The sequence below is a fragment of the Marisediminitalea alba genome, assembly GCF_002993365.1.
In the GTDB taxonomy this organism is placed as follows: domain Bacteria; phylum Pseudomonadota; class Gammaproteobacteria; order Enterobacterales; family Alteromonadaceae; genus Alteromonas; species Alteromonas alba.
The window spans coordinates 56580-70299 of sequence record NZ_PVNP01000192.1 but is presented as its reverse complement, the minus strand read 5'-3'; the positions used below and the strand labels follow the sequence as shown (position 1 = coordinate 70299).

The following is a 13720-nucleotide window of genomic DNA, read 5'->3' as shown; positions in this document are numbered from 1 at the left end:
TGTACAGGAGGAGACAGAATGTTAGTGAATGGAAAATGGGATGCCGACTGGCAACCCGTACAGAAAAAAGACAAGGACGGGCGTTTTATTCGTCAGGTTTCATCCTTTCGGCATTGGATAACGCCAGATGGTTCGCCCGGTCCCACCGGCGAGGGGGGCTTTAAAGCCGAAGCGGGCCGCTATCATCTTTATGTTGCCTATATTTGCCCTTGGGCATCACGTGCGTTAGCAGTGCGTGCGCTAAAAGGCCTGACAGATCTAATCACTGTAAGCGTGGTGAATCCGCGTTTAAGCGACCAGGGCTGGCAGTTTGGCGGTTATCCGGGGAGTACCAATGATAAACTCAATCAGGCAACCTACATGCACCAGATTTATACCCAGGTAGCGCCGGATTTTACCGGCCGGGCAACGGTACCCGTGCTGTGGGATAAGCAGAAGCAAACGATTGTTAATAATGAGTCTGCAGATATCCTGCGGATGCTGAATTCGGCCTTTAATGAACTGGTCAATACCGGTCCGGATCTCTACCCGGCAGACCTGGCTGATGAAATTGACGAGCTGAATGAAGAGATTTACCACAAGCTGAATAACGGCGTCTATCAGGCCGGCTTTGCGTCCAGTCAGGCCGCTTATAATGAGGCTTTTGATAACGTATTTAGCACACTGGATAAGCTCGAAGCCAGACTGGCCGACGGTCGAGGCTATGTTTTCGGCGATGTTCTGACCGAAACCGACATCAGGTTGTTTGTCACCCTGGTGCGATTTGATGCCGCTTACTACGGTTTGTTTAAATGTAACCGCCAATTGATCAGGGAATTTCCTTATCTTAATGCTCATATGCATCGGATCTGGGCCCTTGACGGTATTGCTGATACGGTGAATATAGACCACATCAAAGCCGGTTATTACTCTATTAAAATGTTGAATCCCGGCGGGATAGTGCCGCGTGGCCCACAATTTTAGGAGGTGTTATGCAGGCATCACAACAAGCCTTATTTATTTCCCATGGCGGCGGTCCGATGCCGTTACTGGGCGACCCCGGCCATCGTGCATTAACCGAGCATCTGGCGCAGCTGGCAGGCACCATTCGTCGGCCAAAAGCCATCCTTATTATCAGTGCGCACTGGGAGGAATCGGTGGCAACGGTGACTACGAATCCGGCGCCAGAACTGATTTATGATTATTACGGCTTCCCGCCGGAAAGTTACGCTATTAAATATCCCTGTGCAGGCGAGCCTGAGTTGGCCGGTAAAGTAGCTCAGGCGATTCGGGCGAGTGGCATTGACGTTGCCGAGGATGCTAAGCGCGGACTTGATCACGGGGTATTTGTGCCGCTTAAAATCATGTATCCGGACGCCGATGTCCCTTGTGTTCAGCTGTCTCTGGTCAATACCCTGGACGCGGCCGCGCATATTCGCATCGGTGAAGCACTGGCTAATCTGGATTATGATGATCTGCTTATCCTGGGCTCAGGCTTTTCGTTTCATAATATGCGGGCGTTTTTTGCCGCCGATACGCCTCAGAGCCGCGCCATGAATCAGGGTTTTGAAGACTGGCTTAAAGATGTGTTGTCCAGCACGTCGGTCAGTGAAACTGAGCGTCAGGAAAAGCTAAAGAATTGGGAGCAAGCGCCGGGAGCGCGATTCTGTCACCCGCGGGAAGAACATCTGATACCACTGCATGTGTGTTATGGCGCTGCGGGACGCGCCGCCGATCTGACCGATTCGGTTGTAGTGCTTAACAAGCAGGCCGGCACCTTTGGCTGGTTTAATCCTGCTTAAAATCGCCAGCCAGGTCGCAATCTATTGCGGCCTGGCAGATACCAGCGCAATAGCCTGTTCAGTTTGCTGTTGTAACATCCGGTTAATTTTAAAATGCTCAGGGCTCCAACCCGCTAAAAAGCGGTGAAAGTCGGCATTAGCCACGCAGTAGAGTTGGCGCCAGCTGTTGCACACGGCTTCACATTCCTCTGGCGCCAGTTGCTTGCTTAAAGCGCTGCGTAATTCCCTGAAGTAATAATCAAGATAGTCTTTAGTATGGTTAAGCAGGTCTTGCTCAGACAACACGCTGCCCAGAAAATATGCCACATCCTGAACGCCGATACCGCCTCCCACATATTGAAAATCGACGGCTGCGACAGTCTGATCGTCAGCACTGAAACAAAAATTCGCCACTTTCGCATCACCGTGGATTAGCGTGCGATAGGGGCACTGTTGCAGCGTTTTATCAAAGGCCGGGGCAAACTGTTTAAGCGGGCCAGCTGCCATTTTGCTGAACTCGTCGGGACGGGTAGCCAAATGCCAGTAACTGCCCTGGGACCATAAACCGGACGGCGACTGATGAATAAAGCGGCCATGAAAGGCGGCTAGCCAGGCAAGAACAGGTTTACAGGCATCGGCGCTTAGTTGCTGATGTCTCCCTTCAAACCCCGCAGTATTTAAGTCACTGAGTACCAGTGCCAGCCGCGTACCTGACTCGTTGCTTACTGCGTCTGAGGCTATCAACCGGGCAAGGTGCCCGTAATCTGCAAAGAGGGGCGCGTAATGCGTATAGAAATATTGCTCTATCTCATAGGAGCGCCATTTACGCTCAAGGCTTTGCTGGCTACTCCAGCCCCGCGGGTGGCGGAACGTGGCAGGCTGGGAAATCAGCTTGATGATCACGCTGGCCTGGCGAGCGGGCGAGTAACAGCGCAGCAGCTGACCAAAATCACTCCACAGTGACTGCACCAGTTCAAACTGACTCAACTGTGGGTCCTGCAGCAGGCTTTGTAGCCAGGGTAAGGGTAAAGACGATGGTGTATTCATAATCATGCTACCACATAAACAAAAAAGGCCAGCATGGCTGGCCTTTTGAATAATGTTACCGTATTACACGCTGGCTGGACGGGTCGTCGGCGCTGATGCTATGGCATTAGCATTTGCCATTGTTGCCAGGCGACCAGATACCGACAGGGCAGGACGCTGATCGTCGTCTCTGCTGATAATGGTGATCTCTTCCGTTGACGCTGCCACCTGAGGTGGGTTAGTCATTGGGTGAGAAGCGGTAAATTTACCTAAACTGCTGGCCATAGCCACTTTAGCAGGCGCTGCCGGAGCAGTGTTTGCTGGTATAGTCTCTGCTACAGGCTCTGCTTCGGCTTCTACCGGCACCGGTTTTGCCTCTGGCTCTGGCGCTTTTTCTTCAGCGGCAGTGTCTTCAGCCTGGTTTTCAGGTGCTTCAGTGGCAACCGGTTCAGCGGCTTCAGGCGCAGTTTGCTGCTGCACTTCTTCCGTTGCGGCAGGGGTTTGCGGCTCAGCTGGCGCTGGTTCTTCAGACGCTTGCTCTGCCGGGGCTTCTTCAGCGCTGGTCGTGCTCTGCGTTTCGGCTTCCAGGTTAATTTCGACCTGCTTTGGTTCTTCATTCGCAGTCGATTCCGGCGCTTCTGTTGCTGCTACGGTTTCATTATCAGTCGCGGCAGTCTCGGCAGGTTCTGGTGCATCAAACTGCAGTTCATCCTGCTGAGCTGGCTGAGCCTGAGTTTCATCCTCTGACTTTTCTTTCTTACGACGCTGGCCAGCTGCACGGGCATGGCGAGGTGAGCGGCGACTGCGGCTGCGCGAGCCTTTTTCAGCGCGTGCTTTATCGTCATCATCCTGCTGGTTAGCATCATCCTGACCTTCTGCCGGTTGCTGAGTCGCTTCCACCGTTTCGGCTTCCGACTGTTCGCTTTGTACCGGCGCCTGAGGTGCCTGAGCTTTCTCTTCTACGCTGGCTGGAGACTGGGTAACAGTCTCTTTTACAGGCGCTTCAGTTTGGCTAACTGGCGCTTCAGTTGCGGACTTGTCGGCGTCAGCTTTAGCTGCTTCGGCTGCTTTCTGCTCAGCTTTTTCCTGAGTCGCTTTGGTTTGCACCGGATGCTTGTCGGTACCGCCTTCCGCACGCACACTGCCTTTCAACTCGCGACGCTGACGACGCTCTCTGGCTGGCTTTTTACGGGCCGGCTTTTCAGTCGTTTCGATGTCGCTTTGTACTGCTTTGTCAGCCACTTCATCGTTAGCTTTATCGGCTTTATCCGTTTGTGTTCTGTTGCGCGAACGGTTACGACCGCGGGTCTGCTTCGGCTTGTCCTGGCGCTTATTATTGCTGTTGTCAGAAGATTGTTCACTGGTGTTATCAGTCGACTTCTCTTCGTTATCGTTGCGACGGTTTTTATTACCAGAACGGTTATTACGACGTCTGTCATTATTATTGCGACGACGGCCGTTCTGGTTGTTATTGCGCGGCTTGGCTTTTGGCCTAGGCTTCTCTTCGACTTGTTCTTCTTCACTGGAGAATAAGCCGGATAACCATTTGCCAAGCCCTGCCAGCAGGCCGGTTTTCTGGTCAACGGGCTTCTCTTCAGCCTTAGGCGGTACTACCGGCGCCTGGGTTGGCGCAATCAATCCTTGTAATGCCGGCTCTTCGCGCTTAACCGGCGCGGTAACGCCCGGTGAGGCTTCCTTGGTTTCTACTTCAGCCAGGCTGATATTGTAGCTGGCGTCAGATACTACATCGTCTGCGCGGTGGCGAACGATTTGGTAATGAGGCGTATCAAGATTCGGGTTTGGAATAATGATCAGGCTAACGTTATGACGCTTTTCGATGTTCTGCACTGCTTTACGTTTTTCGTTGAGCAGATAGGTGGCTACCGGTACCGGCAGCTGGGCTTCAATCTGGCCAGTGTTATCCTTGATACTTTCTTCTTCAAGAATTCGCAGGATAGACAGCGCTAATGACTCAGTGCCACGAATAGTGCCATGACCAGAACAACGTGGGCATACGTTATGCGCTGATTCACCCAGTGACGGGCGCAGACGCTGACGAGACATCTCAAGCAAGCCAAAGCGGGAAATACGACCCAACTGAACACGCGCACGATCAGGACGCACGGCGTCTTTCATGCGGTTTTCAACTTCACGCTGGTGCTTCACCGGCGTCATATCAATAAAGTCGATAACCACCAGACCACCCAGGTCGCGCAGACGTAACTGGCGGGCAATTTCGTCGGCGGCTTCCAGGTTGGTATTGAGTGCGGTTTCCTCAATGTCGCCGCCTTTGGTTGCACGGGCAGAGTTGATATCGATGGAGGTAAGTGCTTCGGTTGGGTCAATAACAATTGATCCACCTGAAGGCAGACGTACTTCGCGTTCGAAGGCTGATTCTATCTGGCTTTCAATCTGGTAATGACTGAATAATGGTACATCGCCTTTATACAATTTAACGCGGTTAGCAAAATCAGGACGAACCAGCTCAATGTGCTGTAAAGCCTGCTCGTATACACGCTGTTTATCAATCAGGATTTCACCCACGTCGCGACGTAAATAGTCACGGATCGCACGCACAATGACGTTACTTTCCTGGTGGATAAGGAATGGAGCAGGGCGTTCTTCGGCGACTTTGGAAACCGCTTCCCAGTGCGTCAGCAGCACGCGTAAATCCCAATCCAGTTCTTCGTAGGATTTACCAACCCCCGCGGTACGAACAATCAGACCCATGCCATCAGGCAGGTCCAGTTTCGACAATGCGGCTTTCAGATCGGTACGCTCGTCACCTTCGATACGGCGGGAAATTCCCCCTGCACGAGGATTGTTTGGCATTAATACCAGGTAACTACCTGCCAGCGATAGGAAAGTGGTTAACGCTGCGCCTTTCTGGCCGCGTTCTTCCTTATCGATTTGAACGATAACTTCCTGGCCTTCCTTGATGACGTCCTTGATATTCGGACGACCTTCGAGCTTGTAGTTTTTCGGGAAATAAGTGCGGGCAATTTCTTTGAGAGGAAGGAAACCGTGGCGTTCGGCGCCGTAGTCAACAAAGGCAGCTTCTAAGCTGGGTTCTACACGGGTAATTTTACCTTTGTAGATATTCGCTTTCTTTTGCTCGTGCCCGGGACTTTCTATATCCAAATCATACAAGCGTTGCCCGTCTACCAGGGCAACCCGCAACTCTTCTTGCTGAGTTGCATTGATTAGCATTCTTTTCATTGTATCTAACTCTGTTATTGCTTACAGCCGTTCAGATACACAATTAAAGTGACTGTGCAAAACCTCACCGCGCAACCTCACGTTGGGCAGGGATCTTGTTGTATTGTCGTATTACCCTTGATTCTATACGCTTTTTACTTCTTCAAAAAAGCGTTTCTGTCTTTATTGGGTGTCGGGAACGACGGCCCTGTACAAGTTTTCTGTATCTGTTCACCAACCTGAACTTCGCGGGTCAGTGAACTATGTCAATTCAATTCTGTATAACTAAACGGCACATTATTTTTGCCATTGTCGCAAGTTTTCAGCTACGTGATTGTTCATCAACGCACGTTGTATTTCCTACTCAATTGATAATTCCGCAATGGGGTAGTTTGGTAGTAATACAGACTCTGCGACCGGTTGTTTAACTTTTTAGTTTAACGTTATTTTAACAACGAGTCTGACGAGAACCTTTCGGTGTCGTTTCGGTTAAAACAGTTTGATTATCGCACCAAAGGGTTGAAATAGGCAAGCCATACGCGTAATTAGGGAGCAATTAACTCAGCCGGACGTCGTTTTCTGAACAAAATGCCGGGTTAAACAACTGCTCATGATGTAGTTTTCGATTAATCGGCGTTCGAGTTAAGTGAATGTGCAGACGAAATACGTTAGAATCGCCGCCTATGAAATCAGCCGACACAATGCCCGTGACATCACCAGACAAGAATTCCCCCACATCTCAGGTTCAATTTGTTGAAGTCGAACCAGACTTAGACGGGCAACGCATTGATAATTTTCTGCGTACCTTTTTAAAAGGCGTCCCAAAGAGCCTTATTTATCGTATTTTGCGCAAAGGCGAAGTGCGGGTGAATAAAAAACGGGTAAAGCCGGAATATAAACTGGTCGCAGGAGATTTGATTCGGGTTCCGCCTGTAAGGGTGAGTGAAACCCCTGAATTGCCATCCCCTAAACTGGAAAAGATTGCCAGTCTGGAACAGCACATCCTGTTTGAAGACTCACATATCATTGTGTTTAACAAACCTTCCGGGTTGGCAGTGCACGGTGGCAGTGGTTTGAGCTTTGGTTTGATTGAAGGGCTCAGAGCATTGCGCCCGGAAGCGAAGTTTATGGAGCTGGTTCACCGGCTCGACCGCGATACGTCGGGTTGTATTCTGGTGGCCAAAAAGCGCTCGGCGTTACGCCATATGCATGAGCAGTTACGTAACAGCCAGATGGACAAACGTTATCATGCGCTGGTAGCCGGACAGTGGCCACAAAACCGCTTTAAAGTGAAGGCGCCATTGCAAAAGAACATTTTGCAGTCTGGTGAGCGGCTGGTAAGCGTGTCTGAGCAGGGCAAACCTTCAGAAACCCGCTATCGAATTTTACAGTCGTTCGAAAATGCTACGTTAGTTGAGGCTTCACCAATTACCGGCCGGACCCACCAGATCCGCGTACATTGTTTACATGCCGGCCATCCCATTGCCTGTGATGATAAGTACGGTGATGCGGAATTCGACAAGCAAATGAAACGCATAGGGCTCAATCGTTTGTTTTTACATGCTTCCAGCTTACGGCTGATGCATCCGAAAACTGAAGAGATGGTGACCTTTAATGCGCCCTATGATGAGCAATTAACCCAGGCCGTTAACACGCTTAAAAAAGTATAAGAGTGCAGGAAGTTATGACCAAGCAGTACAAACTGATCATCTTTGACTGGGATGGCACGCTGATGGACTCAGCGGCGAAAATTGTTAGCTGTATGCGAAAGGCAGCCGCACGTTGTGAGGTTGCTATCCCTTCAGCAGAAGCTGTCAGCCATATTATCGGCATCAGTTTAAAGCCTGCCATTAAGCAGTTATTCAATATTGATGATGACGAGCTGGCCGAGCGTTTAACCCTGGCGTATAAGGAAGTGTACCTTGGTGCAGATACCACGCCTTGCCCGCTGTTTGATGGGGTAACCGATATGCTGACTGACCTTAAGGATGCTGGCAATGTGCTGGCGGTAGCTACCGGTAAAGCCCGGCGCGGACTCAACCGGGCCTGGGAACAAACCGGTACTGGTCATTTCTTCACAACGTCCCGCTGCGCCGATGAGGCAGACTCCAAACCTTCCCCGGACATGCTGTTGCAGTTGCTTGAAGAGCGCGGTTTGTCTGCCGGGCAGGCGCTGATGATTGGTGATACCACCTACGACATGCAAATGGCACAGGCTATTGGCATGGACAGAGTGGGAGTAAGCTACGGGGTGCACGCACCAGTGAACTTAGCCAAACATCACCCCAAAGCCATTGTACATTCCATTGCTGAGTTGCACGACCTGTTAATGACGCAGGGTTAAATCGAGCAGGTTAATGTGCCAGTCGGCCAGCATGTCGCGCAGTAGCATAACCGGCAGGCCAATCAGGGTGTTAGGGTCCCGGGACTCGATGCGGTCGAACAACAATACACCGGCCCCTTCGGCTTTAAAGCTACCGGCACAGTCGTAGGGTTGCTCTTTTAACAGGTAGCGCTCAATAACCGAATCCGATAATTCAGAAAAGGTGACGTACACATCCTCAAACCGGGTTTGTTCGCGCTGCTGTGCCTGATGAACCAGGCTAAGCGCCGTGATAAAGCGCACTTTATTGCCTGAACACAGCTCGAGCTGTTCGATGGCTTTATCCAGCGTGCCGGGTTTACCAAGTATGTGGACATGGCCGGTTTTATCGGTAACGGTGGCAACCTGGTCGCCACCAATGATCACCGCATCGGGGTAATTAGCAGCCACCGCCCGGGCTTTTTCCAGTGACAAACGGCAAGCCAAATCCTGAGGAGCCTCACCAGGGTTAGCGGTTTCATCTATGTTTGGGCTGATACCGGGAACCTGGAAGCCGATATTGGCAAGTTGAGCTTTGCGGTAGTTGGATGAAGAAGCCAGGATAATTCGTGGTGAAGTCATAGTTATTATAATTCTGTCGTCGCTTAACTTACCCCTTTATAATAAGGGAAACGCCAAAGAGTTTAGCGGATTTTGTCACAATGGTAAAAAAACGATTAATCCTTTGACAGTAAAGGGCTGACGCTATATTATGCGCGCCCTATGCAGAAAGTGAAATTACCGCACCAAGTCGAACCGGTCAAAAGCGCGCTAAAACGCTCAGATTATGAGGGAGTTATCGCGACCATAGACATGGCAAGGCTAATGGGTTCCGTCGTCAGCAGTGACGAATGGGTTGAAGTGAAAGTACAGTTCGAAAAAGACGCGCAGGGTCTTACTGTTTTTCATGGTACTCTGGACACCGCAGTAGTTTTACTCTGTCAACGGTGTAATGAGGCATTTGATTGTCCGCTTCATGTCGATTTTTGTTTTAGTCCGGTGCAGGGACAACAAGCCGCAGAAGCATTACCCGAAGCCTATGATCCGGTAGAGGTCGGCGACCATGGAGAAGTCAATCTTCTTCAATTATTTGAAGACGAGCTGATTTTGTCGTTACCGATTGTGCCCTTTCATGCAGAGGAAGATTGTACAATCACCAGTGACGATATGCAGTTTGGTGAGATTGAACCGGAACAGAAGCAACCAAACCCTTTCGCGGTTTTGAAAGAACTTAAGCGAGACCAGGAGTAAGTTATGGCAGTACAACAAAATCGTAAAACGCGTAGTAAGCGCGGCATGCGTCGTTCACACGATGCGTTGACAGGCGAGACTTTGTCTGTCGATGCAACGTCGGGTGAAACACACCGCCGTCACCACGTGACCGCTGATGGTTACTACAAAGGCAAAAAAGTCATCGGTAACTAAGTTACTGGTGCCGACATTTTGTCTAAACTAACCATTGCGTTAGATATCATGGGGGGCGATCATGGTCCCCCTGTTATTCTTTCCGCCGTCCAAAAAGCTATTCAGTCCATTACCGATGCACAGTTTATTTTGTGTGGTGATGAGAACGTTATACTTCCCGCTCTGGAATCCCTCACCGAACAGCAACGTCAACGCGCCATAGTGCATCATTGCGAGCAAATCGTTGAAATGGGTGAGCCACCGACCTCGGCATTACGCAATAAAAAACAATCTTCCATGTGGAAAGCGCTGCAACTGGTTGAATCCGGTGAGGCAGATGCGTGCGTAAGTGCGGGTAATACCGGTGCGCTGTTGACCATGGCGTTTTACCTACTTAAAACGTTACCAGGCATCGACCGCCCCGCGCTGGTTTCAGATATGCCCACCGCTAGTCATCATCGCGTTTTTTTGCTCGATTTGGGCGCAAATGTAAATTGCACCTCTGAAATACTGTTCCAATACGGTGTTATGGCATCGGTACTGGCCGAGCAAATCAGTGGCATTGAGTCACCACGGGTGGCATTACTGAATGTGGGCGAGGAAGATATCAAGGGCAATGCCCAGGTTAAATACGCCGATCAGTTGTTCAAAAATGCCAAAGGTATTAACTATATTGGTTATGTAGAGGGTGACGATATTTTCACCGACTACGCCGATGTGGTAGTGACCGACGGGTTTACTGGTAACATCGCACTGAAATCCTGCGAGGGCCTGGCAAAACTCGTTATTAATGAAGTAAAACGGCAATCACAGGCAAACTTTTTCAGCCGCATGATGGCGCGAATTGCCTTACCCTTACTAAAAACAGTTTACAATCGTGTGAACCCCGACCAGTATAATGGTGCCAGTCTGTTAGGATTGCGCGGCATTGTTATCAAGAGTCACGGCAATGCCTCGGCAGAAGCGTTTTATTACGCCATATTGCAGGCCAAGCAAGAAGCTGAGATGAAAGTGCCTGAAAAAATAAAAAGTAAAATAGAAACCGTTTTATTGGAGCAACTTTGAGCAAATACTCTCGTATAATAGGTACGGGTAGCTATTATCCTAGCGACGTACGTACCAATGCCGATTTAGAGTTGATGGTGGACACCAGTGACGAATGGATCACGGACCGAACCGGCATTAAAGAACGCAGAATTATTGGTCCGGATGAGACCGCTGCAACCATGGGCGCAGAAGCCAGCAAGAAAGCCATTGAAGCGGCCGGTATTGATGTGACTTCTATCGACATGATTGTTTGTGCGACCACTTCAGGTCGTCATGCCTTACCCAGCACTGCCTGCGAAATTCAAAATATCCTCAACATCGATAATATCCCGGCTTTTGACGTAGCAGCGGCTTGTGCCGGTTATTGCTATGCGCTGAGCGTTGCCGACCAATACGTGAAAAGCGGTATGGCAAAGCGGGTATTAGTAGTGGGTACCGATTGCCTTAGCCGGCATATTGATCCAGCCGATCGCACCATGGTTATCTTATTTGGTGATGCTGCTGGCGCTACCATTATTGAAGCCAGCGACGAGCCGGGCATTTTGTCTACGCATATTAATGCGGCCGGCTCATACAGTGATCTGCTGAAAATTGGTAACCCGGATAAATCAAACCCGGATTCCATTCATGAAAACTGGGGCACAATGAAAGGCAATGAAGTCTTCAAGGTCGCAGTGACCAAGCTGTCGGAAATTGTTGAGCAAACACTGTCTGCCAATAATATGCAAAAGAGTGATTTAGATTGGTTGGTACCACACCAGGCCAACTTCAGAATTATTAAAGCGACAGCCAAAAAGCTGGATATGTCGCTGGATCAGGTTGTGCTGACACTGGAAAGATACGGTAATACGTCAGCGGCAACCGTGCCAACAGCGCTCGACGAAGCCATTCGCGATGGCCGAATCAAGCGTGGTCAACATTTATTGCTGGAAGCATTCGGCGGTGGTTTTGCCTGGGCTTCTGCTTTAGTTAGGTATTAACAAATGCCATGGTGAGCAGGTTAGCCCGGCTCACCTGAATTAGAACAATTATAAGGATGCTTTATGACTCGTATCGCCTGTGTGTTCCCTGGACAGGGCTCTCAAGCGGTTGGCATGCTCAAAGAGCTGGCCGACGTTCATCCGTCTATTCTCGATACCTTTGCGCAAGCCTCTGAAGCGCTGGGTTATGATTTGTGGGACGTGGTACAAAACGACCCCGACAGTAAGTTAAACGAAACCCAGGTAACGCAGCCGGCATTGCTTACGGCCAGCGTGGCTATTTATCGTTTGCTGGCAGAGCAGGGCATTGCACCGGAATATATGGCCGGTCACAGCCTCGGTGAATACTCCGCGCTGGTGTGTGCTGGTGTTTTGGATTTCGCTGAAGCCGTAAAGCTGGTTGAAGCTCGTGGTGAGTTTATGCAACAGGCAGTTCCGGCAGGTGCAGGCGCCATGTACGCCATTATTGGCCTGGATGACGATAGCATTGCTGAAATTTGTCATGATACCGCAGTGGCCACCGGCGACGTGGTATCACCGGTTAACTATAATTCGCCGGGTCAGGTAGTGATTGCTGGCGAAAAGAACGCTGCAGAACAGGCCGCTAACGCCTGTAAAGAGGCCGGTGCCAAGCGTGCATTACCACTGGCGGTGAGTGTTCCTTCTCACTGTGAGTTAATGCGTCCGGCAGCCGATCATCTTGACGATAAGCTGGAAACCATCGCGATTGCCGAGCCTACAGTGAAAGTGGTTAATAACGTTGATGTGGCGGTTGAGTCAGATCCGGCGGGCATTCGCAGCGCACTGGTTCGTCAGTTGTACTGCCCGGTGCAGTGGACCAAAACCGTGGAGTTTCTGGCCGCAGAAGGGATTGATACCATTATCGAAGTTGGTCCGGGTAAAGTGCTTACCGGACTCGGTAAACGAATTGTCAAATCTGTAAGCTATATTGCTGTTAACACCCCGGAGACGGTGGCAAGTTGGCAGGCAGAAGAATAGGAATCTTTTTCAAATGAGCGATTTACAAGGTAAAATTGCCCTGGTCACCGGTGCCAGTCGTGGTATTGGTAAAGCGATAGCAACACAATTGGCTGCGCAGGGCGCTACCGTCATTGGTACAGCTACCAGCGAAGGCGGAGCCGATGCTATTACCGAATACCTGGCGGCCTCCGGCGGCAAAGGTATGAAGCTGAATGTCACCGAAGAAGGTGCCGTGGATGCGCTGATTAAAGCCATCAACGAGGAATTTGGCGCGGTTGAGATCTTGATCAATAATGCAGGTATCACACGTGATAATCTGCTAATGAGAATGAAAGATGAAGAGTGGCAGGCGATTATCGATACTAACCTGACCGCTATCTTTTCATTGTCAAAAGCTGTTTTGCGTGGAATGATGAAGAAACGCTGCGGCCGCATTGTGAATGTGGGTTCTGTAGTGGGTAGTTCGGGTAATGCCGGACAAGCGAACTACGCGGCGGCGAAAGCCGGTGTCATTGGTTTTTCTAAATCACTGGCTCGCGAAGTCGCTTCTCGAGGCATTACGGTAAACGTTGTTGCACCAGGCTTTATCGATACCGATATGACCAAAGCCTTAAGTGACGAACAGCGTGAAGCCATTTTCAAAGATATTCCGGCGAATCGTTTGGGTCAGCCAGAAGAAGTTGCTGCAACGGTTGCGTTCCTGGTGAGCGACGGTGCGGCGTATATCTCTGGTGAGACAATCCATGTAAATGGTGGGATGTACATGGGCTAACTCGATTTGTGTGATTTTTTGCAGTTTTGCATTGACACACAGACAGAGAAAGCCTTGAATGTTAAAATCTTGTTGATTAAACTTGGTTGGTTGCTGGTTTGACCAGATAGATTGTTCTAGCTGGTCGCTTGCAAGCGATAATATTGCAAAATAAACTAGTGACAATTTTTGTATCTAGTGACGTTAAGGG

13 protein-coding genes are annotated in these 13720 nt (G+C 50.1%); 10 read left to right on the top strand and 3 right to left on the bottom strand.

Annotated features, from left to right (window positions below; translation table 11 throughout):
* The first annotated feature begins 18 nt into the window (after window positions 1-18).
* Window positions 19-963 carry a glutathione S-transferase family protein gene (locus C6Y40_RS18260; protein WP_105935841.1) on the top strand — a complete coding sequence of 315 codons (945 nt, stop codon included), beginning with the start codon at window positions 19-21 and terminating at the stop codon, window positions 961-963.
* Window positions 964-971: 8 nt separating this feature from the next.
* Window positions 972-1781 (top strand): DODA-type extradiol aromatic ring-opening family dioxygenase, encoded by an 810-nt coding sequence (locus C6Y40_RS18255; protein WP_105935840.1) that lies wholly within the window; start codon window positions 972-974, stop codon window positions 1779-1781.
* Between the two features lie 21 nt (window positions 1782-1802).
* On the opposite strand, the gene C6Y40_RS18250 is transcribed toward C6Y40_RS18255, so the two are convergent.
* Both C6Y40_RS18250 and rne read right to left on the bottom strand, forming a co-directional pair.
* Window positions 1803-2807 carry a phosphotransferase gene (locus C6Y40_RS18250; protein ID WP_170308531.1) on the bottom strand — a complete coding sequence of 335 codons (1005 nt, stop codon included), beginning with the start codon at window positions 2805-2807 and terminating at the stop codon, window positions 1803-1805.
* 63 nt (window positions 2808-2870) lie between these two features.
* Window positions 2871-6005 carry a ribonuclease E gene (rne, locus tag C6Y40_RS18245; protein WP_105935838.1) on the bottom strand — a complete coding sequence of 1045 codons (3135 nt, stop codon included), beginning with the start codon at window positions 6003-6005 and terminating at the stop codon, window positions 2871-2873.
* Window positions 6006-6667: 662 nt separating this feature from the next.
* On the opposite strand from rne, the gene rluC reads away from it, so the two are divergent.
* A complete protein-coding gene (gene rluC / locus C6Y40_RS18240; protein WP_240622009.1) occupies window positions 6668-7654 on the top strand; it encodes a 23S rRNA pseudouridine(955/2504/2580) synthase RluC in 987 nt (328 codons plus the stop codon).
* 14 nt (window positions 7655-7668) lie between these two features.
* Window positions 7669-8328 carry an HAD family hydrolase gene (locus C6Y40_RS18235; protein ID WP_105935836.1) on the top strand — a complete coding sequence of 220 codons (660 nt, stop codon included), beginning with the start codon at window positions 7669-7671 and terminating at the stop codon, window positions 8326-8328.
* On the opposite strand, the gene C6Y40_RS18230 is transcribed toward C6Y40_RS18235, so the two are convergent.
* A complete protein-coding gene (locus C6Y40_RS18230; protein WP_105935835.1) occupies window positions 8311-8928 on the bottom strand; it encodes a Maf family protein in 618 nt (205 codons plus the stop codon). The two genes, C6Y40_RS18235 and C6Y40_RS18230, sit on opposite strands and share 18 nt — an antisense overlap.
* A gap of 141 nt (window positions 8929-9069) precedes the next feature.
* Between C6Y40_RS18230 and yceD the strand changes: the two genes are divergently transcribed.
* From yceD to fabG, 6 genes are all read left to right on the top strand, one after another.
* The gene (yceD, locus tag C6Y40_RS18225) at window positions 9070-9597 is read left to right on the top strand and encodes a 23S rRNA accumulation protein YceD (protein WP_105935834.1); all 528 of its coding nucleotides are present in this window, start codon (window positions 9070-9072) and stop codon (window positions 9595-9597) included.
* Window positions 9598-9600: 3 nt separating this feature from the next.
* Window positions 9601-9771 (top strand): 50S ribosomal protein L32, encoded by a 171-nt coding sequence (gene rpmF / locus C6Y40_RS18220; RefSeq protein ID WP_105935833.1) that lies wholly within the window; start codon window positions 9601-9603, stop codon window positions 9769-9771.
* An 18-nt stretch (window positions 9772-9789) separates the two neighbouring features.
* Window positions 9790-10815 carry a phosphate acyltransferase PlsX gene (gene plsX / locus C6Y40_RS18215; RefSeq protein WP_105935832.1) on the top strand — a complete coding sequence of 342 codons (1026 nt, stop codon included), beginning with the start codon at window positions 9790-9792 and terminating at the stop codon, window positions 10813-10815.
* On the top strand, window positions 10812-11777 hold the full coding sequence (locus C6Y40_RS18210) for a beta-ketoacyl-ACP synthase III (RefSeq protein ID WP_105935831.1): 966 nt from the start codon (window positions 10812-10814) through the stop codon (window positions 11775-11777). The genes plsX and C6Y40_RS18210 overlap by 4 nt, the downstream gene beginning before the upstream one ends.
* A 63-nt stretch (window positions 11778-11840) precedes the next feature.
* Entirely contained in the window at window positions 11841-12776 is a 936-nt protein-coding gene (gene fabD / locus C6Y40_RS18205) for an ACP S-malonyltransferase (protein WP_105935830.1), read from the top strand.
* Window positions 12777-12789: 13 nt separating this feature from the next.
* Window positions 12790-13530, top strand: coding sequence for a 3-oxoacyl-ACP reductase FabG (gene fabG / locus C6Y40_RS18200; RefSeq protein WP_105935829.1), 741 nt, complete (start codon window positions 12790-12792; stop codon window positions 13528-13530).
* The last annotated feature ends 190 nt before the right edge of the window (window positions 13531-13720 follow it).

Excerpts from the sequence above, each read along its gene's own strand:
- C6Y40_RS18260 (WP_105935841.1), top strand. The coding sequence starts at position 19 with ATGTTAGTGAATGGAAAATGGGATGCCGACTGGCAACCCGTACAGAAA.
- C6Y40_RS18255 (WP_105935840.1), top strand. The coding sequence starts at position 972 with ATGCAGGCATCACAACAAGCCTTATTTATTTCCCATGGCGGCGGTCCG.
- C6Y40_RS18250 (WP_170308531.1), bottom strand. The coding sequence starts at position 2,807 with ATGAATACACCATCGTCTTTACCCTTACCCTGGCTACAAAGCCTGCTG.
- rne (WP_105935838.1), bottom strand. The coding sequence starts at position 6,005 with ATGAAAAGAATGCTAATCAATGCAACTCAGCAAGAAGAGTTGCGGGTT.
- rluC (WP_240622009.1), top strand. The coding sequence starts at position 6,668 with ATGAAATCAGCCGACACAATGCCCGTGACATCACCAGACAAGAATTCC.
- C6Y40_RS18235 (WP_105935836.1), top strand. The coding sequence starts at position 7,669 with ATGACCAAGCAGTACAAACTGATCATCTTTGACTGGGATGGCACGCTG.
- C6Y40_RS18230 (WP_105935835.1), bottom strand. The coding sequence starts at position 8,928 with ATGACTTCACCACGAATTATCCTGGCTTCTTCATCCAACTACCGCAAA.
- yceD (WP_105935834.1), top strand. The coding sequence starts at position 9,070 with ATGCAGAAAGTGAAATTACCGCACCAAGTCGAACCGGTCAAAAGCGCG.
- rpmF (WP_105935833.1), top strand. The coding sequence starts at position 9,601 with ATGGCAGTACAACAAAATCGTAAAACGCGTAGTAAGCGCGGCATGCGT.
- fabD (WP_105935830.1), top strand. The coding sequence starts at position 11,841 with ATGACTCGTATCGCCTGTGTGTTCCCTGGACAGGGCTCTCAAGCGGTT.
- fabG (WP_105935829.1), top strand. The coding sequence starts at position 12,790 with ATGAGCGATTTACAAGGTAAAATTGCCCTGGTCACCGGTGCCAGTCGT.